This window comes from Sodalis sp. C49 (assembly GCF_046352915.1).
In the GTDB taxonomy this organism is placed as follows: Bacteria; Pseudomonadota; Gammaproteobacteria; order Enterobacterales; family Enterobacteriaceae; genus Acerihabitans.
Genome location: NZ_CP163303.1, coordinates 905,170 through 927,915, shown reverse-complemented (window position 1 = coordinate 927,915; position 22,746 = coordinate 905,170). Strand labels below are relative to the sequence as shown.

Here is a 22,746-nt window from a genome sequence, read left to right as displayed (position 1 = left end):
TAAGCTGTATTTGTTTTTTGTCTGGCTAGAATAGCTTCCCGTTATCTCACCTCGCTATGGGTAACAATCAATAAACTTATCGATAGTATTTTTGAGTAATTTTTAAATAAAATCTAAATAAATAGGCGATCATGAAAAAAACAAGAAAGACCTTTATCGGCATCCTGACGGTAGTCGGTGGCATAACGCAGGCTTATAGTGCCAGTGATAGTGAGAGCAAAGTCAATGAAAGTGATTTACACGGTTCTCCACCCACTGCCAGTACTAATATAAAGCCATTTTCGAATATCATAAAAATAAAACCTTCTAAAAGTACATTTGAAAATCCAAATTTAGATTCATCGAAAATCCATAGTTTTGATAAAAGATCACTCGAGTACTACTCGGGAAACGACAGTACGTACCATATTGTGGATTTGTATAGCAAAAAGGGGGGAACCAAGAAAGTCGATAAAAAAATGTTGACTAAAGGCAGACCCAATGATTTAAAAACCGTCGTGTTTTTTAGAGGCGGGGGGGAGTTTGTCATTAAAGAAGGCATACCGGAAAATCTCAACATTGAAGCGATTATGGTAGACAACTCAACGCTGCTGCTGCAAAATTCTCCGCAAATTTTCGCAAAAGAGATCTGTGCTTCCAAAAACGCCACAATCCAGGGCAATGGCATAATACAATCAAATGTCATCAACGAAGGTACCCTTTCAGTTGATCCTGAAACTAAAAAGCCGAGCAAGTTCAATAGTATTGGTGATTTCTTCAGCAAAAAACCTTTACATGCAGAGAAGGGAATTACCCCTGGTCAAAGCCTTCCGCACACCACGCTTACCATTGATGGCGATTATATCTCAAGAGATAACGGGATCATTGTTCTGAGGGTAAATAAAAAAAATGATAATCCTGATAATAATCAATTGGAGATTAGAGGCAACGCTCCAAATAAAAGCAATATTTTTGTAAAAGGTAATATTTTGAATAGTAATCCAGAAAATATAGCCTCTATTAAGTTAAATGGCAATGTTTCTGAAGATGCCTTCATGTTTCTAAATACACCCGCCTCAAGCGAAAATGAAGCCAAAGTAAGAAAAGAAAATAACCGGCTTGTGGCATTCATTGCCGAAAAAAAGGATGGGGTAAATAAACCATCTTCTGATCAAATCCATCTGCAAAAAAAGATACCTGCCGCAGATGCGCAGGATAACACGGCGAACCATTACAGAAGCGGGCCTGCTAAGCCGCCGCGTACTTTCCAGCATAAAAATAATAACATGACCATTCAGCCGAAACCAACGGATCGGACTGTTCTCCCAGACCGAATAGAAAAACCACCATACCCCAAGGTCCAGTTTAATATAATAAGCAGTACGAGTGACCTTGTTGGCAGTTATGATCACGACTGGACTCAAAGCAATGCCTCTATAAATGACGCGATTGATAGAATTTACGGTGACTTGGGACCCGTGCCTGAAAGGGATGGGAATAACGCTAATGCGCTCGTTTATACGCTCACACACATAAAAGCAGACCTGAGCGAGGGTAAAAATTTCAAAGGTCTGATTAACAATACTGCCAATACCGTGCCGCAAGATGCAAACATAGCCCCCTACAGCCAACTTGGCAGGTTCGATAAATATTTACATGGCGAGGGCTTTGAAGAGAATGACTACGAGCGGGATTATCCCGCCCATGGCTGCGGCGATGATGATGGGATGGATAACGGTTCCGCTGCTCGGTTTGATGAACAAAGAGCTGCGTCCCAGCCGCTTGATACAAATGCAGACTCTACCCGCGGCGATAAGAAGGAGGAGGATTTCGGCCTCGCTGCCTTGTTCAACGAACAAAGCGACGCTTCTCGGCCGCCTGTGCAAAATGCGCACGCCGTTGCCGGCGGCGGCGATGAGGAGGAGGATTTCGGCCTCGCTGCCTTGTTCAATGAACAAACGGACGCGTCCAAGCCGCTTGATAAAAATGCGGACTCCGCAGTCCGTGGTGATGATGAGGAGGAGGATTTCGGCCTCGCGGCCTTGTTCAATGAACAAACGGACGTGTCTAAGCCGCTTGATAAAAACGCGGACTCCGCTGCCGGCGGCGACGATGAGGAGGAGGATTTCGGCCTCGTGGCCTTGTTCAATGAACAAACGGACGCGTCCAAGCCGATTGATAAAAATGCGGACTCCGGTGTCCGTGACGATGATGAGGAGGAGGATTACGGCCTCGTTCTCTTATTCACTGAAGAAATGGACTCTCCAGAGTCGCTCGATGAAAACCTTGATGCTTCCGCGCCGCCCGATGATGATTTGGTTGATGATGGACTCTTAGCCTTGTTCAATAGTAATCAGGACAATCAGGGGGTTGATGCGGGCAATGGCTTGCTGGCCCGCAGCAGTTTGCAGCCGGCGGCGGGTATCTATGCCGCCAATATGGCAACCGCCAATACCCTGTTTGCGACCCGCATGCACGATCGGGTCGGCGCCACGGAATTCCCGTCCGCCTTTAACGGCGCCGATGGCGCAGGTCAATCTTCTTTCTGGCTGCGTATCGCCGGCGGTCAAACCGGGGCGCGTATGCGCGACGGCGCGTTATCTGCCAGCACCAATACCCAAAAGGTGCAATTGGGCGGGGAAATCGTTAGCGGCAGCCGCGACGGTATCGACGGACTGCATTTCGGCGTGATGCTCGGCGCGGGTAAAAGCCGCAGCCATAGCCATGCCATTAACGGTAAAGGCGCCCAAGGCGGACTTGAGGGATATGGCGCCGGTATATACGGTACCTGGTATCGCAACGACGGCAATCACGAAGGCCCCTATCTTGATGGCTCGCTAAACTATAACTGGTTCGGCAATCATGTTAAAAACGGATCGTCGGCAAATAAATCCGCCGATACGGCAACCTACCGTTCCGCTGGATTTGTCGGCACAGTAGAAGCCGGTCATAGCTGGCGACTGTTCTCCGCTGCCGCCTTTGACACCTATTTACAACCGCAAATACAGGTCGCCTGGATGGGCGTCGGCGCACGGGATCAGAAAGACCCGAACGGCGAGCGCATCACCATGCTGGGCCATGATAATATCCAGACCCGCCTGGGCGCACGGCTGTATATGCGCGGTTATGCCAGCATGGATGAAGGCAGGCAGCGCATGTTCCAGCCCTATGTCGAAACAAACTGGATCCATAATACCCACGACTTCGGCGTTTGCCTGGGTAAGGATGCCTACTCCCAGGAGGGCGCCAGGGATATCGGCGAGATTAAAATGGGTAATGAGGGACAAATTAATGAGCATCTGGCGCTATGGGGCAGCATCGGCCAGCAAGTCGGCGGCAAGGGATACCACGACACCACCGGTACGTTAGGCGTGAAAGTGAATTTCTAAGCGGCGCGGCGCGCCGTCAGCTCAGGGCCGGCTCGGCCGGCCCTGTTTTGGAGCCGTGCGTACGCTGGCGTGAGAGGACGGCGGGTGCCATCCCGCCGCCTTATATATCATGATATTTCGCCGCGGCTATTTGCCTGCCGGTTATAGCAACCAATCACCTCGCCCGCTATCGACACCGCGATTTCCGCCGGCATTTTTCCTTTCACCGTCTCCAGACCGATGGGACAGCGCAGCTGCGCCAATGCCTCGGCACCCATGCCGCGCTCGCCAAGGCGATAAAGAAAGCGCCGGCGTTTGGTGATAGACCCAATAAGCCCGCAATACCGATGGCCGCCGCGTTTAAGTACCTGCTCAACCAGCATAAAATCAAGCTGATGATCGTGGGTCATCACGATAAAATAGCTGTCGGCCGGCATGGCGTCCAGGGCATCGAGCGGATCGTCGATAATCACCTTGACGCGTTGATCGCATGCCGGTGGAAACTGGTCGGCACGGCTGTCCACCCAACTGATATCACAGGGCAGCTCCGCCAGGATCCTGACCAGCGCCTTGCCTACGTGCCCGGCGCCGAATACCGCGATATGAGGCCGCGCCATAATCACCGGCTCGAATAGCACTGATGTCATGCCGCCGCAGCATTGCCCCAGGCGCGCGCCAAGGGAAAAACGCTCCGTGCGACAGGCCGGGCGAGGCTCGCCCAGCAGTTCCCTGGCTATCCGCGTGCATTGAAATTCCAAATGACCGCCGCCGACCGTGCAAAATTGCCGGCTGCTGGTCACCACCATTTTGGTGCCGCTGTCGCGTGGCGTCGAGCCCTGTTCATCAATAATCGTGACCAATACGGCCGGGGTGCCTTCCGCCTGCAGTTGCGCCAGCGCTGAGATCCAATTATCAGTCATAGGGAGATTCCTTTCCCAGGCGCGCAGGCGTTTGACCGCCGGCCAGCATCGTTTGGGCCGATGCTGCCGGGGCGGGGTTAATAGCACTTTTAGTGACATTGTCACCTAATGTCGGGGCCAGCAGCGCATCCACGGCCGCCAGGACCCGCTCCGGCGTGGCCGGGGCATCGATATCGGGCAGACGGCGATAATCGGCCAGACTGGCCACCGCGTCCCGGATGGCGCACCATACTGAAATGGCCAGCATAAACGGCGGCTCGCCCACCGCTTTGGAATGGAATACCGTCTGCTTGGGATTGGCGCGGTTTTGCAGCAAATGTACGTTCAACTGCGCCGGGGTATCGCCGATAGTGGGAATTTTATAGGTGGCCGGGCCGTCGGTCAGCAGGCGGCCCCGCGCGTCCCAGATCAGTTCCTCGCTGGTCAGCCAGCCCATACCCTGGATAAATCCCCCCTCCACCTGGCCGATATCGATGGCCGGATTAAGCGAATCGCCTACGTCATGCAGGATATCGGCGCGCAATAACCGGTACTCGCCGGTTAAGGTATCCACCACCACTTCGGAACAGGCCACGCCGTAGGCAAAATAGTAAAATGGCCGGCCGGCGGCTTGCTGGCGATCATAATAAAGGGACGGCGTGGCGTAATAGCCCTGGCTTGCCAGCGATACCTGCTGGAGATGAGCCAGCTCGGCGACTTCGCCCAGGGTAAAGATCCGGCCCGCAACGTCGACCATGCCGTTGCGAAAATTAATTTGCTCCGGTTCGGCGTGATGGACCCGGCATAACATCGTCACCAGGCGCTGTTTCAGCGTTTCGGCGGCGGACTGGGCGGCTTTGCCGTTCAAATCGGCCCCCGAAGACGCGGCGGTGGGCGACGTGTTGGGAATTTTACCGGTATCGGTGGCGGTAATCCTGATCTTCGCGGGATTGACGCCCAGCACCTGCGCCACGACCTGTATGACTTTGGTATGCAGGCCCTGCCCCATTTCCGTGCCGCCGTGATTGAGCTGCAGCGTACCGTCGGTATACATCAGCAGCATGGCCCCCGCCTGGTTAAGAAAACCGGCGGTAAACGAGATACCGAACTTGACCGGCGTCAGCGCCAGCCCGCGTTTTAATATCGGGCTGGCGGCGTTATAGGCGATAATCTCCCGGCGTCGTTGCCGGTAACCGGCGCTGGTTTCCAGGGCGTCGGTGAGTTCGTCGAGCAGATTATCTTCCACCGGCTGTTGGTAATGAGTGATATTGCGCGTTGTTTTGCCGTAATAATTCAGCCGTCGCACCGACAGCGGATCCAGACCGGTTTCGCGGGCGATATGTTCAATAATATGCTCGATGGCCAGCATGCCCTGTGGGCCGCCGAAGCCGCGGAACGCGGTATTGGAAGCGGTATTGGTCCGGCAGCGGTAGCCGGTTATCAGCACATCGGCGAGATAATAGGCGTTGTCGGCATGGAACATGGCGCGGTCGACGATGGAGGGAGATAAATCGGCCGAATAACCGCAGTTGGCCGCCAATTCCAGCTTCAGGCCGAGGAGATGCCCGCGCGCGTTAAAACCCACGTCGTAGCGTACCAGGAACGGGTGGCGTTTGCCTGTCATCAGCATATCATCGCGGCGGCTCAGACGCATTTTAGCCGGTTTGCCCGTGAGCCGGGCCGCCAGGGCGCATAAGCAGGCGGGACCCGCCGCCTGAGTCTCCTTACCGCCAAAACCGCCGCCCATCCTGCGCATATCGACGGTAATATCCTTCATATCCACGCCCAGCACCGACGCCACCAGTTTCTGTACCTCGGTCGGGTGCTGGGTCGATGAAAAAACCTGCATGGCGCCATCCTCGCCCGGGATCACCGACGCCACCTGGGATTCCAGATAAAAATGCTCTTGCCCGCCCATCCGCAGGCTGCCCTGGAGACGACGCGGCGCGGCGGCCAGCGCCGCGTCCGGGTCGCCGCGCCGATGGCAATGCGGCGCGTCGACATAAAGCGCTTTTTCCAGCGCCTCCTCGATGTCCAGCACCGCCGGCAAAGGCTGGTATTCGATAACGGCCGCCGCCGCCGCGCGCCGGGCTATGACCGGGTCCCGCGCCGCCACCACCAGGATCACCTGGCCGGCATAGTCAACCCGATCTTTTGCCAGCAGCGGATCGCCCGCGACCACCGGGCCGATATCCAGCTCGCCGGGCACATCCCGCCAGGTCATAACCCGCTCGACGCCCGGCATCAGATAACAGGGGGACGTATCAACACGGGTAATCAGCGCGTGGGCATGTTCGCTTAACCGCGGCGCCAGATGCAGCTGGTGTGGCAATTCAGGCCGATCGTCAATATATATCGCATCGCCGCTGACGTGTTTGGCCGCGCTTTCATGGGGCTGCGGCTGGCCTACGCCGCCTGTGGCCGGCTGGCGGTAGCGCTGCTGGCGCTGCGCGGCGGAAAATCGTTTTGCCTGCTCAGACATAATGGTCGACCTCCAGGCGATGACGTGGCAACGAGGCGGACAGATAAAACCGCCGCAGTAAATTTTGCGCCACGCGCAGCCGGTAGGCGCCGCCGGCCCGCAGGTCGCTTAACGGGGTAAAGTCGTCCGCAAGCCGCAGACAGGCGAGCTCGACCGTTTTTCGCTCCCAGGGTTGGCCCAGCAATGCGCCCTCAGCGCCGGTGGCCCGGCGGGGTATCTCCGCCATGCCGCCGTAGGCCAGACGGGCCGAACGGATGACGCCTCCCTCGATTTCGCAGCAAAAGGCGGCAAACACTGCCGATATATCATCTTCACGCCGTTTGGCGACCTTATAAAATTGACATTTATGTGACGCCGTCACTCTTGGTACGATAATGCGTTCGATAAATTCGCCCGCCGCCAGCGCGGTATGGCGGTACGAGAGGAAAAACTGCGCCAGCGGCAACTCCCGGGCGTCGTCGCCGCGGCGTAGTACCAGACGCGCGTCCAGCGCCAGAAGCATCGGCGCCCCATCCCCCACGGGCGAAGCGTTGGCCAGGTTGCCGCCGAGCGTGGCCTGGTTGCGCACCTGCCGCGAGGCGAAGCGCGTCAGCGCGGCGCGAAATTCCGGCAAATGCCGCGCTAAAAACGGTTCGCAGGCGCTGAGCGAGGCGGCGGCGCCGATTTCCAACTGCTTTTCGGTCGCGGATAAAATTTTCAGCTCGGGAATATGGTTAATATCAATCAGTAACGGCAGCGTCTCGCGGCGCAAGGTAATCGCCAGCGCCAGATCGGTGCCGCCGGCCAGCAGTCTGGCGTCGGGATGGCGTAGAAAGGTGGCGCCCAGCTGCGCCAGGGTGCGGGGACGCAAGCTGACAGGTCTGGCCGGGACACCGGCACCGTCGACAGGCCCCGATAGCGGCGCGGAGACCGGCTGATCGTCCTGCTGTTGTAGTTGGGCCAGCTGCGCCAGCGTCTGGTTTTCCTGATCGGAAAAGCGGTCGTCCACTGCCCGGCAGATCTGCCGGGCGGCGTCCATAATCGGACGGTAGCCGGTGCAGCGGCAGAGATTACCGCCCAGCGCCTGCGTGATGGCGTCATCGGTGTCCCCGGCGGCTGATTTTTGCAGGGCGAACAGCGACATAACAATACCCGGCGTGCAAAAACCGCACTGCGAGGCGTGGTTATCCACCATGGCCTGCTGCACCCCGTGTAATTGTCCCTGATGGGATAAATCCTCCACCGTCAGCAATTGCTTACCGTGCAGCGCGCCGATAAGGGTAATGCAGGCGTTGATGCTGTCATAGCGCAATTTGCCCCCGGCGGCCTGTACCAGAACCACAGTGCAGGCGCCGCAGTCGCCGGACGCGCAGCCCTCCTTGGCGCCCATGCGCCCCTGGCGGCGGCGCAGATAGTCTAATACCGAGAGATTGGCGTCCAGGCCGGTTTCGCTGACCAACGTTTGGTTAAGTAAAAAACGGATCATGCCGCCCCCTGTTTTATCGTATCCGCATCGCGCCGATAAACCGGTTCGCCCTGGATCCAGGTTTGAAAAATAGTGCGGTCGTCGCCGAGTATCATCATCAGGAACAAGCGTTCCCGCAGCGTCTTGCTGTTGGTTTGGCGCAATCGCTGCAACGGCGTCGCCCTCGGGTCGAGCACGACGAAGTCAGCCTCCTTGCCGGGCATGAAATTGCCCAATACCCCGTCCAGGGATAAGGCTTGGGCGGCGCCAAGGGTGGCATGGTACAGGGCTTCGTGGATCGACAGATGGTAGCCCTGCAGCTGGCCGATCTTATAGGCCTCCGCCAGGGTTTGCAGCAGGTTAAAGGTGGTGCCCGCCCCTACATCGGTGCCGATGCCCAGCGGTATGCCCAAATCCCATGTTTTTCGCAGGTTAAACAACCCGCTGCCAAGAAACAGGTTAGACGTGGGACAAAACGCGATGGCGGAATGTGAGTGCGCCAGATCGCGCCATTCCTGCTCTTCCAGATGCAGGCAATGGGCGAATATGCTTTTACGGCCCGCCAGGCCATAATGCCGGTAGACATCAAAATAGCTTGCGCGCTCGGGGAACAGTTCTTTGACCCAGGCGACCTCCCGCGTATTCTCGCTCAGGTGGGTTTGCAGATACAGGTCGGGAAACTCCCGCCGCAGCCGCCCCGCCAGTCTTAGCAGTTCGGGAGACGAGGTCGGCGCAAAACGCGGCGTCAGGGCATAACCCAGCCGTCCTTTATTGTGCCAGCGCCTAATCAGCCCGCGGGTGGCTTCTTCGCTTTGTGCCGGGGTTTCCAGCAGCGCGTCCGGCGCGTGGCGGTCCATCATCACTTTACCGGCGATAAGGCGCATCCGGCGTTCGAAGGCGGCGGCAAACAACGCGTCGACGGACTGGACGTGAACCGTGCCGTAGACCATGGCCGTGGTGGTGCCGTTACGCAACAGCTGGTCCAGAAAAAACGCCGCCATGCCGGCGGAGCGGTCCGGGCAATGGTATTGGCTTTCGGTGGGAAACGTATAATGGTTCAGCCAGTCCAGTAACTGAGCGCCGTCGGCGCCGATCATTTCCGTTTGCGGGTAATGGATATGGGTGTCGATAAAACCCGGCATGATAATATTATCCGCCAGATGTATGATCTCCTGCCGGGGGTGCAACTGGTCTCGTCCCTCGGGCCAGGACTGCAGGGAAATAATGGTTCCGTCCTCGATTAATAACAGGCCGTCCTCGATAAAACGGGCGGATTCTTCCAGTTCTTCCGGAGCCGATACGCCTGCCCTAAAATCAAAAAAACTGCTGCGAATAGCGGTAATATTACTCATAACAGCGGCCTCGGTAATGGCCCTCGGATATTATGCCATGTATAAGGATGCTGTTCCGTATACCCATGCGCATAGAGGGGCGATAAAATGCAATGCAGCGTTACCTAGATACTGGCAATATTTGTGCCAATATCAGCCCAGCGACTTTTTATTGAATATGCCTATATATCAATTGGTTAATAATATTTTACCGTCGGGCCGCACGCATATCGACTGATTAAGCCCGCGAACGGTAAAGGCAAACGTTTGCTTCAAATGACAACCGTTTGCTTATACTCTGTACGGCTGGATAATCATCATTTCTTCAGCTTCGGACCGGGGTAATAAATAATAAATCGTCCCTAAATGTTAACAGAAAGCACAATCGCAATACTTATGCACCAGAATGTGGCAACGCTGCCAGACAACAGACTGTTGATGGCAAGGACATTAGTCTATGCTCTAGGTCTGTAGGCTCGATTGCGGGCGCTTGATATATCCGACATGTACTACTGCGAGGAGAATTCTTATGGAATATCGTCTATTGGGCCGTTCCGGCTTGAAAGTATCGGTATTGAGTCTCGGCACCATGACCTTCGGCGGCAAAGGGAAATTTGCCAAAGTGGGCGATACCGGCGTGGCGGAAGCGCGCCGCCAGTTGGCCCTTTGTATCGACGCCGGCATCAACCTGTTTGATACCGCCGATGTGTATTCCCAGGGGGTTTCGGAAGAAATTTTGGGCGAAGTGCTGAAGGAAAAGCGCGACAGCGTCCTGATTGCTTCCAAAGCCCGTTTCCCCATGGGCAATGGACCCAACGATCGCGGGTCATCGCGTCACCACCTGATCCGCGCCTGTGAAGCCAGTTTAAAACGGTTGAATACTGACCATATCGATTTATATCAGTTGCATGAATGGGACGGCCAGACCCCGCTGGAAGAAACCTTATATGCCCTGGAACACCTGGTGAGCAGCGGTAAGGTGCGCTACGTGGGGATTTCCAATTTCTCGGGATGGCATATCATGAAAACACTGGGCGTTTGCGAACGACTCAACCTTATCCGCCCGGTAAGCCAGCAAATCCATTACTCCCTGCAAAGTCGCGAGGCTGAGTATGAATTGTTGCCGATCACCCAGGATCAAGGATTAGGCGTGTTGGTCTGGAGTCCGCTGGCCGGGGGACTGCTATCCGGAAAATATCGCCGGGACCGCCAGCCCGAAGGCAGCACCCGCCATCTTGAAGAGTGGAATGAACCGCCTATCTATAATCAAGATGCCTTATATAACATCATCGACGTCCTGGTTGAAATTGCCGAAGAGAGGAACGTCTCCGCCGCCCAGGTGGCCCTGGCCTGGCTTATCAGCCGCCCCGCCGTCACCTCCGTTATTATCGGCGCGCGTACCGAGGAACAGTTAAAGGATAACCTGCGCGCGGCGGATCTGGTCCTGAACGCCAATGAGATTTCCCGCCTGTCCGACGTCAGCCGCCCGCCGCTGATTTATCCCTACTGGCACCAGGCGCAGACCGCCTCCGACCGGCTGTCTCCGGCCGACCTTTCGCTTATTGCGCCTTACCTGCGCAAACCCTGAGGCGCACAGGCTCAGGCTTATTGATAATGCTGTCATTATTCAGAAATAAAAGGACCCGCTGCATGATTATCTTTATTACCGGCGCCACCGCCGGATTCGGCGAAACCATCGCCCGTAAATTTCTCAAGCAGGGACATAAGGTGATTGCCACCGGTCGCCGCCAGGAACGTCTTGATCAATTGCAAGCCGAACTGGGCGATAACCTTTATCCCCTGCGCCTGGACGTGCGCGATCGTGAAGGCATTACCCGCGCCGTTGCCTCCCTGCCCCCGGCCTGGCGCGAAGTGGATGTGCTGGTCAACAACGCCGGCCTGGCATTGGGCATGGAGCCGGCGCATAAGGCCAATCTTGATGATTGGGAAACCATGATCGATACCAACAATAAGGGATTGGTCTATATGACCCGCGCCCTGTTGCCCGGCATGGTGGAACGGCGGCGCGGCCATGTGGTTAATCTCGGCTCCACCGCCGGCCGCTGGCCTTATGCGGGCGGCAATGTCTACGGCGCCACCAAGGCTTTTACCCGGCAGTTCAGCCTTAACCTGCGTACCGATCTGGTGGGCACCAAGGTGCGCGTAACGGATATCGAGCCGGGCCTGGTGGGCGGCACCGAATTTTCGGCGGTGCGTTTTAAGGGCGACGACAGTAAGGTGGAAAATACCTATAAAAACGCCGATCCGCTGATGCCTGAAGATATAGCCGAAGCGATCTATTGGGTCACCACCCTGCCGGCCCATGTGAATATCAATGTGCTGGAAATGATGCCGGTAAACCAGTCGTTCGGCGGGCTTAGCGTCCATCGCGACGAGTAATCTCCCCCTGCCCGCGGGTGGTCAGCCTCTGCCCGCGGCGCAATTCCCCGGTAAAATCCTATTATTCCGCTAACCCTTTCTACGCCAAGCCAGGATATTTTTTTTGAAACGGAATAACAGAATTTGGCATTTGTATTTAACATAACAGTTCCTGGATTTTTGTTAAGAATTTATATTATTTTTATTTTTTTTATGATAAACCTCTAGCGAAACATACTAAATCTATTTTCTAGAGAAATCCACCATGAAATTTTATAATAACTATTTTTATTCTCTAAACGCTATAATTAAAGTTATGAGCTTAATAAAAAATAACATCTATTATTTATTGTTTTTTTTATTAGCGTTTCCATTTTTTTCATCGGCAATAACCTTATCGCCAAACCAAGTACCCAATGGACAACTGCCTTCGGGATTCAGAAATATAAATTTCCATACCGCAAATGGAAATTGGGCGGCAGAAATACATTTGCCACAACAGCCTTTAAACGATGATCGCGTATCAATTCTATCCCGCGCAACGCTGCAATCACGTATTATGCCGCAGAGACAGCTTTTCGCCAGCACAACGACATTACTGACAAATGATAATTATATTTTCATATTCCGGACCGATCTTAACCGCTGGGTTATCACCAGTTCACCGCCGAGGGATATATCGGTACAAACGATAATCAATAATGGTCACACCATACCCCGACCTACTTCCCCTCTAACGAGGGTTAATTTCAATACTAATACAGTTTTGCCTTTGATTAGGTTGCCGCTAAGCGCCAACAATCGTGATTTGATCAGAGTTCATAATGGTTCCACCCCCAGGCTGGGCATCGACAATGTCAACTTGAATTTCAATGCCCCGGTTTATGCATCGACCGGGCAGCAATATGCTTTCCGTTATATAGCTGAAAATCCGTCCGGACGTCGCTGGCAAATTGTTACCGATCCCCTGCCGACGTTGCAGGCCGCAAGCCTGACGAACGGCGTGATACCAGCGTTACAGTCGCCACGTGCAAGGATCCAGGTCAGCAATGACAATTATCAACAAAGGCTAACTTTACCCAACAATCAGGCACCGGGGTATCGTTTGATCGTTGAAACCCGCGCAGCGTTATCTTTCAATGTTATTGCTGGCAATCGGTCTTTTCCCATATACGATGGCGAGACGGTTTCTTTTGTTACTGACAATAATCGGCAATGGCAGCGAGAAACAGTAACCATTGACATGTTGATTATTTATAGCCAAACCGCGGTAGCGCGTATCGGTGCCGCCGCAGTGCGGACCCGGAATATTGAATCATTTAACCTTATCAATGAGGCATTGGAAAACTCTGGCGCTAACTTTCGAGTGCGCCTGGTCGGCATGCGGCAATTCAATGAACCAGCCAACTGGAATAATGCCGACGCCATATTAAGTTCTTTGAATGTCAACACGCAAATACAATCCTGGCGCCGGGAGTTAAGGGCGGATGCGGTATATTATACCAGCATATGGGGGCCACATTGCGGCTTAGCCTTTTTAAATGGCCAAGCGCACAGGGACGCAATGTTTGGCTATGAGAATTTACTGTCATCTTGCAATCGCCTTACTATTATGAGACATGAGTTCGGGCACAATATGGGAGTATTTCATGGAGGAGTAACTAATGCTACCCCACCTTTCGCCGTGGGAAATTCTTTGGCAAGAACCATAATGGGTGGAAATGCCATCCCATTTTTTTCGACACCGCTACGATTTACCGATGATTTAGGACTGCCATTGGGAACGCCAAATCTGATAGATGCGGTCAGGACTATGAATAATTTATCTCAGCGTGTATCTAATTTTTATTGAATAAGGTTATATTATGAAAATTATATTATCATTCCTGGGCGCGTTATTTTTTTCGATTATATTAAGCATCGACATTTTACCTTCTGCTTCCGCCCTGGATAAAGCCGGGACGACAGTAGCGGCAAAAATAGCGCCTGGAGTTGCAGTGGACTCCGGCGTTACAACGCTTAACACTCCGCCTTCACTTTTAGTCAGGGAGTTTGCCGGCGACAGGCGGCGGCTCCAATCCCTCGATCTGGCGATGGATCCAGCGATGCTGGCTAAAGGGCGTTATGTTTATTTTGATCTTCCGGCAGCCCGCAGTTTAAAAGTGGGTGATACTTTCAACATTGTGTTGGCCACGCACGGCCATCCATACCTGGCTACAGTTCGCAATGCAGCGCGGCAGGAAGGTATTGTCATACTAAGCGGCGAGCTCGCGGGTAATGAACAAGAGTTGCCTGGTGAGTTTAGCTTAAGCGTAGACCCGGACGGCGGCTATGCTGCCGGGAATTTTTCCACGCCTGCGACCAACTATTCACTTCAGGCCCGTCATGATATTGCCTGGATTATCGACAATAATGCGATTGATCATCGTGAGGGCATCTGTTTTACGCGGTCGAAAAGCGAGTTGTACTGCGAATGATCACGGATTTCTGGACCATCCGGACAGCATAATCATCACTCCGGCGCAGATCACCGCTGCGCCCAGCCAGTCCTGCGGCGATAATTTTACGCCGTCGATGAACCGAAGCCATAGCAGCGCGGTCAATATATATATCCCGCCGTAGGAGGCATACACGCGCCCGCTGGCGGCGGGATGCAGCATTAACAGCGCGACAAAAGCGATAAGGCTTGCCGCCGCCGGTATCAGCAGCACTATGCCGCCCTGTTGTTTAACCCACAGATAAGGCAGGTAGCACCCCAGAATTTCCGCCACGGCGGTGGCCATAAACAGCAACATTGTCTTGAACATACCGGGGGCTGTTCCTTCATTTTCGTTAACGATGACGAATGGTTTTTAACCATAAGGCAATGTTATTATGCCTGTGCGCGCAATGTTGATTTTACCTGCGTTATTATCCACGTAAAGATTAAAAGGAAGACGTTATGAAAACCACCTCTTATTCACGACTGCTCGGCGGGATGCTCGCGGTCGCTTTGATGGCCTTCTCCGCCGCCGGTGCCACCGCCACCAACACGCAACGTCTGATCATCGATTCCGGTGATAACGCCCAATCCCGCGAAGAGGCGCGCCAAAGCCAGGAGCAGTGGAACGCCACCCATAATCTGCGCAACAAGCAGATTACGCGCGATGAAAAGGACTTTGATAAATATGACAAAACCATTGATTTAAAGGAAAAATGCAATAGCAGTGAGAACGTAAACGCCTACTGGGAGGACACTACGGCCCGCTGTCTTGATCGCCGTACCGGCCGTACGTTAATGGCTCCCTGATAGGCGGTTATTATCCGTTTCCGGCAGCGCTGCTATCATTGTAACGGGTACTTCATTCTCTGATAAGGACGGTAATATGAGCAATCAAGGCAAGATGAAGGGGCTAAGCCAGCAACTGAGCGGAAAAACAGGGAAACGCTTTTTTATCCTGGGCGCGGCGGTTGCCATGATGCTGCCGCTGGCGGCGCAGGCGTCGTGTGAAAGTGTCAAAGCGGATATCACCCAAAAAATCATCGCCAACGGGGTGCCGGAATCCGGCTTCCGCCTGGATATCGTGCCGAACGACAGCGCCGACCAGGCGGGCGGCCAGGTGGTCGGCCACTGTGAAAACGATACGCAGAAAATTGTCTATATCCGATCGGCCGAAGGCGCCGACAGCGCCGCGGCCGCAAGCGACGCGCCAAGCCCGTAAAACAACCGGGGCGGGAGATTTACCCTTCCGCCCGGGAATCACATCTGCTGCGCGGTAATAACCTCCGGTAGCGTTATATTGCTCAAATCTATATATCCCGAAAGATCGCGCTGCTCCGGCCTGGGTAAATAAGGCAATTCACCCAGCTGCGGTGCCGGGATTTTATTACGCAAGATATCCATTATTTCCGCATAATGCGCCAGCCCGGGATTAATGCGATTAGCAACCCACCCTAATAAGGGCAAGCCATCGTTAATAATGGCTTGCGCGGTTAATAACGCGTGATTAATACAGCCAAGCTTGATGCCGATAACCAGGACTACCGGCAATTGTTCCTGCACCACCCAATCGGAATACGGCCGATAGTCGCTCATGATGGTACGCCAGCCGCCGCTGCCCTCCACCACCACCATGTCGGCCAGGCCGGACAGATGCTTCAGTCCCCGGGACATCAAGCCGTAATCGATGTCATCGCCGGAATAGGCGCTGATTTCCTCCTCGCGCAGGGTGATGGGATTGATCTGCTCATAAGGAAGCTGCAGCGTGGAGGAAGCGCATAACACCAGGGCATCTTTATTGCGCAGCCCTTCCGCCGTTTCCTGGCTGCCCCGGGCGATAGGCTTGTACCCGGTAACGCTGAGCCGGCGCGCCGCCAGATATTGCAAAATGGCGCGCGAGACAATGGTCTTGCCGACAGCGGTATCCGTACCGGCTACAAAAATACGTTTTAACATGACGACTCCAGCCTGGCGTTAATCCATTGGACATGTTTGGATAAGGTGGTTGATTAACGTAAAATGTAACCGATATAGCCTTGCCACGGCTTGCGTTAGCTCAATATTTATAGCCTTACCCCTGGACCAGCTTCAATAACAATGAGCCGTCGTACAGCGCATCCTTAACCAGCGCGGCGCCCGGCATGGTACCCTGGTTTTTAAATCGCGTCGCCTGCACGGTGATGTCCTTACTGTAATCAGGCAGCGACTGTTGACGTATATTGGAGAGAATTACCGGGAATAAAATATCCGATGCCTCATTTAATGGCGAGCCGACCAGGATTTTTTCCGGATTGAATAAATTGACCATGATGGCCAGTATGCGTCCCACGCTGTTACCAATGCCGACGATGATGTCCCGCGCCAGGGTATCGCCCGCCATGGCCGCCTGGCACAGCGATTCAACGCTTATCGCGGCGTCATTCATGATGGAATGGCTGTTCAGCGCCAGGCGTTGGCGCGTCAGTTCCAGTATGCTTTCAATCCCCGCCACCGTTTCCAGGCAGCCGCGGTTACCGCAATAGCAACGTTTGCCATACGGCTCCACCTGGGTATGCCCAATCTCCACCAGGCTGCGGCTGCCGCCGTGCAATAGCGTGCCGCCGGTGATCACGCCGGCGCCCACGTTATGATCGATAACGATCTGGATAACGTCATTGCATCCGCGCGCCGCGCCGTAAAGCGCTTCCGCCATGGTCCAGGCGCAGATATCGTGCTGCAGGTAGGCCGGCACGCCGATATGTTCGCTCAGCGCCGGTCCCAGCGCCATGTTGTTGACGTCATACCACGGCATACGGTGCACCATACCCGCCGCGGCGTCGATAATGCCCGGCAGCGTCACCGCCACCGCGGTAAGACGTTCCAACTGATGCTGATGACGGATAAAAAACTGATCGATGGTTTGGATCAGGCGAACCAACAGCGGTTCCGGCGCCGTGGCCGGCAGCGGCACGGTATCTTCGACAATCAGCTTGCTGCTGAGCTCGCGCAGCGCCAGGGTCATGGTGCCGTGCCCGATGCGTACCGAAAGAAAATGCCAGGCCTGGGTATCAACCACCAGTCCGATGGCCGGCCGGCCGCGCAGGCCATTTTCCTGATACTCGGTTTCGGTGACCAAATGAGCCTCGACCAGTTCGCGCACGATTTTAGTGATGCTGGCGGGTGCGAGTCTGGCGAGTTTTGACAAGGCGATACGCGAAATAGGGCCGAATGAATCAATCAGGCGATACACGACTCCCGCGTTAGTCTGCTTGATTTGATCGATATGTCCTGGTTGACCATGGCCAATCACTCACCTTGCTCCTGATATTTTCACGCTATAAAATAATATATTGGGGCTATGGTGGGACTTTTAAAATTAGCCGTCAAATATTTGATTAGTTATGTGATTTACCGCACACAACAACCATACTAGCATTATTGCTTTAACATTAAATTGATCAGCATCCGGGCGGCGGCAGAAAGCTCCTTTTGTCGATGGGTCACCAGCCATACCTCGGTTTTTGCCTGTGGTTCCGCCAGTGACAGATAGCGCACGCTATCGACTTTGATACGCGCAAAGGACGCCGGCAGGATAGAGACGCCCAGCCCCGCGGAAACCAGGCCGATAATCGTCATTGCCTCGCCGACTTCCTGGGTAATATAAGGCGTAATGCCGAACTCTTTTAATAACAGCAACGTTTCGTCATACAGCGCCGTACCCACCTTGCGATCAAAGAAAACAAAGGGTTCCCTGGCCAGTTGCAGCACGCTGATCCGGCCGCCGGCGGCGCCTGCTAATGGATGATCCTGATGCACTACCGCCACCAGGGATTCCCGCAGCAGCAATTGATAACCCAATGCCTCCGGCAATGGCGTATTGCGCATGACCCCCATATCGAACTTACCGTTCATCAGGGGCTCGATCTGTTGCTTCGTATTGGTTTCGACCATCTGGATATGCACGGCGGGATGCTGTTGGCGAAAAGCCAGCAGACTTGCCGAGATACGTTGATTAAACGGCGTTGACGACGTGAAGCCGATAGTGATTTCGCCGGATTCGCCACGATGGATCCTGGCGGCCCGCTCCGCCGCCTGGTTAACCTGTTCAATAATCGACCAGGCCTGTTCCAGAAATTGTTTTCCCGCGGGCGTCAGCCTGACGTTGCGGTTATTGCGTTCCAGCAATCTGGCGCCGATCTGTTGCTCAAGGATTTGGATTTGCTGGCTAAGCGGAGGCTGAGAAATATGAAGTTTCTCCGCCGCTCTGCCAAAATGGAGCGTTTCCGCCACGGCGATAAAATAACGCAAATGACGCAATTCGATATTCATACTTTAAACATATTAAATGAGAGTATTAATATATTAGACAACAAATTGCTTTGTTCCTATCATTTTCAAATTATTACCGCAGACAGATCCCCGTCTGTGGATTTTTTCGCTTTCCCGAGGATTTATTGTGAACACCCTATCGCGTACCGGCGCGCCCGCCCGTGAGACGCCCGCAGTTAAAGCACCCGACTACTTCGTCCCCGTCAAGCAACCTTTTATCAAACGTGGCACCCCGCAGTTTATCCGCGTCACCCTGGCCTTGTTTTCCGCCGGATTGGCGACCTTTGCCCTGCTCTACTGCGTCCAGCCGATACTGCCGGTATTATCGCATGATTTCGGCGTATCGCCGGCGACCAGCAGCCTATCCCTTTCGGCCGCCACCGGCCTGATGGCCGTAGGACTGCTGTTTACCGGTCCGCTGTCCGATGCCGTGGGGCGCAAGGCGGTGATGGTGGTGTCATTGCTGCTGGCGGCGTCATTTACCCTCGTCAGCGCATTTATGACCGACTGGCAGGGTATTTTGATCGTCCGCGCGCTGGTCGGCCTGTCGTTAAGCGGAGTAGCCGCCGTGGCGATGACCTATCTCAGCGAGGAAATCCACCCGAGCGTGGTGGCGTTTTCCATGGGGCTTTATATCAGCGGCAATTCGATTGGCGGTATGAGCGGCAGGCTGATAAGCGGGGTGCTGACGGATTTTTTTAACTGGCGTATCGCCGTCGGCGCCATCGGCGTGGTGGCGTTAGGCGCGGCGCTGATGTTCTGGCGCATCTTGCCCGCGTCGCGCCACTTCCGCGCCGGGTCGCTCAAACCGCGGACGCTGGCGATCAATTTCCGCCTGCATTTCCGCGATGCCGGTCTGCCGTTGCTGTTTATCGAAGGTTTTTTACTGATGGGGTCGTTTATTACCCTGTTTAACTATATTGGTTATCGTCTGCTCGCCGGACCCTGGTACTTAAGCCAGGCCACGGTCGGCTTGCTGTCCGTCGTGTACCTGACCGGCACCTTTAGCTCGCCCAAGGCCGGCAGCCTGGCCGGGCGCTATGGCCGCGGACCGGTGCTGATGGTCTCGATGACGATTATGCTGGCCGGGCTTTTGCTGACCTGGTTCTCGTCACTGATAGCCATCCTGGGCGGTATGATGCTGTTTACCGCCGGTTTTTTCGCCTCGCACTCCACCGCCAGCGCCTGGATTGGCCGCCGCGCCCGGCGCGCCAAAGGCCAGGCGTCTTCGCTTTATCTGTTCTGCTATTATGTCGGGTCAAGCGTTGCCGGCACCGTCGGCGGCTTTTTCTGGCATGGATTCGCCTGGAGCGGCGTAGTGGTATTTATCGCCGTTATGCTGCTGCTGGGAATATATGTGGCCCAGCGCTTGCGCATGTTGCCTGAACTGCGCGCCCTCTCATAGCCGATGAGCCAAAACAACGCCTGCGATAATAATACCCAGGGCGCGACGTTTCTGCTGTTAAGCGAAAACAACGGCATTGGTGAAGTGACGACTAGGAGGTATACTTTAATGTATGTTGTAACTAAATGGTCACCTTAATATGCCCGCGCTAGACTTGATCGACCGACTTAATCAACATTTTAACCAGCTACAGGCCCACTTAACCGAGTGGCAGGGGATGATGGGCGGATTTCGCTTGCTTGCCGGGCGGGTCTTTGAGTTGCCAGAGGTTCCAAAAGGCAAAGAGCATGAGGATACGGCGCAGATAAAGGTTACCCAGCACGTGGGCGCCCAGGCTGGCACCCTGGGGCTGGCGCACTTCCAGCGCATGTTTATCTATCATCAAAAACAGGACACCAGCGCCAAGTCGGCCATTCGCCTGCCGGGCGTGCTCTGCTTTTCCGTCGACGACGCGCAGTATCATGCGGCGCAGGCGCTCACCGCCGCGATAAACCAGCTAAAAGCCGAACTGGCGCATCTGATCACGGTAGAGTCGCAACTGCCGCCCGAACTGCGCTTTGAATTTGTCCATACCCACCTGCGTGGTTTAAAAACCCTCAGCGCCTACCGCGCGCTGCAAACAGTGACCGACCCGGCAAGCGTTCGCTTCGGCTGGGCCAATAAACAGATTATCAAGAACCTGACGCGCCAGGAGGTGCTGGCCATGCTGCAAAAAAGCCTGGAAGCCGGGCGGGCGGTACCGCCTTATGATAAAACGCAATGGGCCGAACGCATCCGGCAGGAAATCGACGCGGTCAGTAAATTGCCTCCCGACATTGCGTTCAAGATAAAAAGACCGGTCAAGGTTCAGCCTATTGCCAGGGTTTGGTATCAGGACAGCCAGCGGCAGGTGCAGTACGCCTGCCCTTCCCCGCTGATAGTGTTATGCCGGCAGTCGTCAGGCGCGCCGGTGCCGAAGCTGGGTGGCTTGCTGGATTACAACCGCGAGGGGGTACGCCATAAGCACAAGCCGCCGGGGCTGCCCGCGCGTCTGCTCATTAAACGATTGCACCTGTACGTGGCGTCCTGATGCCCATCGGGCAATAGGCAACGACATGAAGGGAAACAGGGCGCGCTGACGGCGTCGAGTCGATAAGCAAAGCGCCGCCCAAAAGCGGCGCTCGACAGGACGCGGGCGCAGTAATTATCGCCGCGCCCCGTTACGCGGTGGAGAAACCGCAGCGGCCCAGGCCCATCAGCTTTTCAGCGACCCCACCATATCTTCCGGTCGCACCCATTGATCAAACTCATCGGCGCTCAAATAGCCCAGCTTAAGCGCCGACGCTTTCAGCGTCAGTCCTTCTTTATGGGCTTTTTTAGCAATTTCCGCCGCTTTGTCATAACCGATATGGGTATTCAGCGCGGTCACCAGCATCAGCGATTCGTTTAGCAACTGGTCAATACGCTCCCGGTTGGGCTCGATGCCCACGGCGCAATGATGGTTGAAACTGTCCATGCCGTCGGCCAGCAGGCGTACCGATTGCAGAAAATTATGGATAATCATCGGCCGGTAAACATTCAGCTCAAAATTGCCGGACGCGCCGCCGATATTGATGGCCGCGTCATTGCCCAATACCTGGCAACACAGCATGGTCATGGCTTCGCATTGGGTCGGGTTGACCTTGCCCGGCATAATGGAACTGCCCGGCTCGTTTTCGGGGATGCTGATTTCGCCGATGCCGCAGCGCGGGCCGGACGCCAGCCAGCGTACATCGTTGGCGATTTTCATCAGCGACGCGGCCAGCCCTTTCAGCGCGCCGTGGCCATGGACCAGCGCGTCGCAGGTGGCCAGCGCTTCGAATTTATTCGGCGCGGTCACAAAAGGCTGTTGGGTCAACTCCGCCAGCGCCTTGGCGACACGCACCGCATATTCGGGATGGGTGTTCAGCCCGGTGCCCACCGCGGTGCCGCCCAGCGCCAGTTCGGCCAGATGGGGCACGCTGTGTTCGATATGGGTGAGATTATGATCGAGCATGGCGACCCAGCCGGAAATTTCCTGTCCCAGCGTCAGGGGGGTGGCATCCTGCAAATGGGTACGGCCGATTTTCACGATAGTGGCGAAGGCGGCTGATTTTTGCGCGAGCGTCGCGCGCAACGTCTTCAGCTGCGGGATTAAATGTTCGCGCAGCGCCACAACGGCGGCCACGTGCATGGCGGTGGGAAACACGTCATTGGAGCTTTGGCTCTTATTGACATCGTCATTGGGATGCACCAGGCGGCCTTCGCCGCGCTCTCCGCCCAGCAGCTCGCTGGCGCGGTTCGCCAGCACCTCGTTCATATTCATATTGCTTTGCGTGCCGGAACCGGTTTGCCAGATGGCCAGGGGAAACTCCAGCGGGTGGCTGCCGGCCAAGACCTCATCCGCCGCGCGGATAATGGCGTCGGCGCGCTCAGCGGGCAGTAAACCTAAATCTTTATTCACCGCTGCGGCGGCGCGCTTGGTTTGCGCCAGCGCAGCGATAAGCGCGGGCGGCATTTTTTCACTGGAAATGCGGAAATGTTCAAGGGAACGCTGCGTTTGCGCCCCCCATAAGCGCTCCGACGGCACCTCGATCGGGCCCATGGAATCTTTTTCTATGCGGGTTGCTGCCATTTTTCCTCCTGGTATTCTTCCTAAAGATCAATATCCTGCC

18 protein-coding genes are annotated in these 22,746 nt (G+C 55.0%); 9 read left to right on the top strand and 9 right to left on the bottom strand.

Going from position 1 to position 22,746, the window contains the following annotated elements:
* The first annotated feature begins 131 nt into the window (after window positions 1-131).
* Window positions 132-3,368: an autotransporter outer membrane beta-barrel domain-containing protein gene (locus tag ABUK12_RS04085; protein WP_410015079.1), complete on the top strand. Its 3,237-nt coding sequence runs from the start codon at window positions 132-134 to the stop codon at window positions 3,366-3,368.
* 107 nt (window positions 3,369-3,475) lie between these two features.
* On the opposite strand, the gene xdhC is transcribed toward ABUK12_RS04085, so the two are convergent.
* The 4 genes from xdhC to guaD are packed head-to-tail and all read right to left on the bottom strand — an operon-like array spanning window position 3,476 to window position 9,524.
* Window positions 3,476-4,267 carry a xanthine dehydrogenase accessory protein XdhC gene (xdhC, locus tag ABUK12_RS04080; protein WP_410015078.1) on the bottom strand — a complete coding sequence of 264 codons (792 nt, stop codon included), beginning with the start codon at window positions 4,265-4,267 and terminating at the stop codon, window positions 3,476-3,478.
* Window positions 4,260-6,728 (bottom strand): xanthine dehydrogenase molybdopterin binding subunit, encoded by a 2,469-nt coding sequence (gene xdhB, locus ABUK12_RS04075; protein WP_410015077.1) that lies wholly within the window; start codon window positions 6,726-6,728, stop codon window positions 4,260-4,262. The genes xdhC and xdhB overlap by 8 nt, the downstream gene beginning before the upstream one ends.
* Window positions 6,721-8,193: a xanthine dehydrogenase small subunit gene (xdhA, locus tag ABUK12_RS04070; RefSeq protein ID WP_410015076.1), complete on the bottom strand. Its 1,473-nt coding sequence runs from the start codon at window positions 8,191-8,193 to the stop codon at window positions 6,721-6,723. The genes xdhB and xdhA overlap by 8 nt, the downstream gene beginning before the upstream one ends.
* Window positions 8,190-9,524: a guanine deaminase gene (gene guaD, locus ABUK12_RS04065; RefSeq protein WP_410015075.1), complete on the bottom strand. Its 1,335-nt coding sequence runs from the start codon at window positions 9,522-9,524 to the stop codon at window positions 8,190-8,192. The genes xdhA and guaD overlap by 4 nt, the downstream gene beginning before the upstream one ends.
* Before the next feature lie 508 nt (window positions 9,525-10,032).
* Here guaD and ABUK12_RS04060 point away from each other — a divergent pair.
* The 4 genes from ABUK12_RS04060 (at window position 10,033) to ABUK12_RS04045 (ending at window position 14,359) form a co-directional block, all read left to right on the top strand.
* The gene (locus ABUK12_RS04060) at window positions 10,033-11,091 is read left to right on the top strand and encodes an aldo/keto reductase (RefSeq protein ID WP_410015074.1); all 1,059 of its coding nucleotides are present in this window, start codon (window positions 10,033-10,035) and stop codon (window positions 11,089-11,091) included.
* Between the two features lie 62 nt (window positions 11,092-11,153).
* Window positions 11,154-11,903 (top strand): bifunctional NADP-dependent 3-hydroxy acid dehydrogenase/3-hydroxypropionate dehydrogenase YdfG, encoded by a 750-nt coding sequence (gene ydfG, locus ABUK12_RS04055; protein ID WP_410015073.1) that lies wholly within the window; start codon window positions 11,154-11,156, stop codon window positions 11,901-11,903.
* Window positions 11,904-12,147: 244 nt separating this feature from the next.
* Window positions 12,148-13,734: a M12 family metallo-peptidase gene (locus tag ABUK12_RS04050; RefSeq protein WP_410015072.1), complete on the top strand. Its 1,587-nt coding sequence runs from the start codon at window positions 12,148-12,150 to the stop codon at window positions 13,732-13,734.
* Window positions 13,735-13,747: 13 nt separating this feature from the next.
* On the top strand, window positions 13,748-14,359 hold the full coding sequence (locus ABUK12_RS04045) for a hypothetical protein (RefSeq protein WP_410015071.1): 612 nt from the start codon (window positions 13,748-13,750) through the stop codon (window positions 14,357-14,359).
* On the opposite strand, the gene ABUK12_RS04040 is transcribed toward ABUK12_RS04045, so the two are convergent.
* Window positions 14,360-14,689, bottom strand: a complete 330-nt coding sequence (locus tag ABUK12_RS04040) for a YnfA family protein (protein WP_410015070.1) — start codon at window positions 14,687-14,689, stop codon at window positions 14,360-14,362.
* A gap of 134 nt (window positions 14,690-14,823) precedes the next feature.
* Between ABUK12_RS04040 and ABUK12_RS04035 the strand changes: the two genes are divergently transcribed.
* Both ABUK12_RS04035 and ABUK12_RS04030 read left to right on the top strand, forming a co-directional pair.
* Window positions 14,824-15,171, top strand: coding sequence for a DUF1283 family protein (locus tag ABUK12_RS04035; RefSeq protein WP_410015069.1), 348 nt, complete (start codon window positions 14,824-14,826; stop codon window positions 15,169-15,171).
* A 76-nt stretch (window positions 15,172-15,247) separates the two neighbouring features.
* Window positions 15,248-15,583: a DUF1161 domain-containing protein gene (locus tag ABUK12_RS04030; protein WP_410015068.1), complete on the top strand. Its 336-nt coding sequence runs from the start codon at window positions 15,248-15,250 to the stop codon at window positions 15,581-15,583.
* Between the two features lie 38 nt (window positions 15,584-15,621).
* Here ABUK12_RS04030 and bioD read toward each other — a convergent pair whose 3' ends face one another.
* From bioD to ABUK12_RS04015, 3 genes are all read right to left on the bottom strand, one after another.
* Window positions 15,622-16,317: a dethiobiotin synthase gene (gene bioD / locus ABUK12_RS04025; RefSeq protein WP_410015067.1), complete on the bottom strand. Its 696-nt coding sequence runs from the start codon at window positions 16,315-16,317 to the stop codon at window positions 15,622-15,624.
* 115 nt (window positions 16,318-16,432) lie between these two features.
* Window positions 16,433-17,650, bottom strand: coding sequence for an ROK family protein (locus ABUK12_RS04020; RefSeq protein ID WP_410015066.1), 1,218 nt, complete (start codon window positions 17,648-17,650; stop codon window positions 16,433-16,435).
* Window positions 17,651-17,775: 125 nt separating this feature from the next.
* Window positions 17,776-18,669, bottom strand: a complete 894-nt coding sequence (locus ABUK12_RS04015; protein ID WP_410015065.1) for a LysR family transcriptional regulator — start codon at window positions 18,667-18,669, stop codon at window positions 17,776-17,778.
* A 127-nt stretch (window positions 18,670-18,796) separates the two neighbouring features.
* Here ABUK12_RS04015 and ABUK12_RS04010 point away from each other — a divergent pair, with 127 nt between their 5' ends.
* Window positions 18,797-20,074, top strand: coding sequence for an MFS transporter (locus ABUK12_RS04010; RefSeq protein ID WP_410015064.1), 1,278 nt, complete (start codon window positions 18,797-18,799; stop codon window positions 20,072-20,074).
* A gap of 139 nt (window positions 20,075-20,213) precedes the next feature.
* Entirely contained in the window at window positions 20,214-21,143 is a 930-nt protein-coding gene (tus, locus tag ABUK12_RS04005; protein ID WP_410015063.1) for a DNA replication terminus site-binding protein, read from the top strand.
* Window positions 21,144-21,308: 165 nt separating this feature from the next.
* Here tus and fumC read toward each other — a convergent pair whose 3' ends face one another.
* Window positions 21,309-22,706: a class II fumarate hydratase gene (gene fumC / locus ABUK12_RS04000; protein WP_410015062.1), complete on the bottom strand. Its 1,398-nt coding sequence runs from the start codon at window positions 22,704-22,706 to the stop codon at window positions 21,309-21,311.
* Window positions 22,707-22,746: the final 40 nt, after the last annotated feature.

What these genes read in the sequence shown, in the direction of transcription:
- xdhB (WP_410015077.1), bottom strand. Translation starts at nt 6,728, where the DNA reads ATGTCTGAGCAGGCAAAACGATTTTCCGCCGCGCAGCGCCAGCAGCGC.
- guaD (WP_410015075.1), bottom strand. Translation starts at nt 9,524, where the DNA reads ATGAGTAATATTACCGCTATTCGCAGCAGTTTTTTTGATTTTAGGGCA.
- ABUK12_RS04015 (WP_410015065.1), bottom strand. Translation starts at nt 18,669, where the DNA reads ATGAATATCGAATTGCGTCATTTGCGTTATTTTATCGCCGTGGCGGAA.
- xdhA (WP_410015076.1), bottom strand. Translation starts at nt 8,193, where the DNA reads ATGATCCGTTTTTTACTTAACCAAACGTTGGTCAGCGAAACCGGCCTG.
- ydfG (WP_410015073.1), top strand. Translation starts at nt 11,154, where the DNA reads ATGATTATCTTTATTACCGGCGCCACCGCCGGATTCGGCGAAACCATC.
- ABUK12_RS04060 (WP_410015074.1), top strand. Translation starts at nt 10,033, where the DNA reads ATGGAATATCGTCTATTGGGCCGTTCCGGCTTGAAAGTATCGGTATTG.
- ABUK12_RS04030 (WP_410015068.1), top strand. Translation starts at nt 15,248, where the DNA reads ATGAGCAATCAAGGCAAGATGAAGGGGCTAAGCCAGCAACTGAGCGGA.
- fumC (WP_410015062.1), bottom strand. Translation starts at nt 22,706, where the DNA reads ATGGCAGCAACCCGCATAGAAAAAGATTCCATGGGCCCGATCGAGGTG.
- tus (WP_410015063.1), top strand. Translation starts at nt 20,214, where the DNA reads ATGCCCGCGCTAGACTTGATCGACCGACTTAATCAACATTTTAACCAG.
- ABUK12_RS04085 (WP_410015079.1), top strand. Translation starts at nt 132, where the DNA reads ATGAAAAAAACAAGAAAGACCTTTATCGGCATCCTGACGGTAGTCGGT.
- ABUK12_RS04040 (WP_410015070.1), bottom strand. Translation starts at nt 14,689, where the DNA reads ATGTTCAAGACAATGTTGCTGTTTATGGCCACCGCCGTGGCGGAAATT.
- xdhC (WP_410015078.1), bottom strand. Translation starts at nt 4,267, where the DNA reads ATGACTGATAATTGGATCTCAGCGCTGGCGCAACTGCAGGCGGAAGGC.
- ABUK12_RS04045 (WP_410015071.1), top strand. Translation starts at nt 13,748, where the DNA reads ATGAAAATTATATTATCATTCCTGGGCGCGTTATTTTTTTCGATTATA.
- ABUK12_RS04050 (WP_410015072.1), top strand. Translation starts at nt 12,148, where the DNA reads ATGAAATTTTATAATAACTATTTTTATTCTCTAAACGCTATAATTAAA.
- ABUK12_RS04035 (WP_410015069.1), top strand. Translation starts at nt 14,824, where the DNA reads ATGAAAACCACCTCTTATTCACGACTGCTCGGCGGGATGCTCGCGGTC.
- bioD (WP_410015067.1), bottom strand. Translation starts at nt 16,317, where the DNA reads ATGTTAAAACGTATTTTTGTAGCCGGTACGGATACCGCTGTCGGCAAG.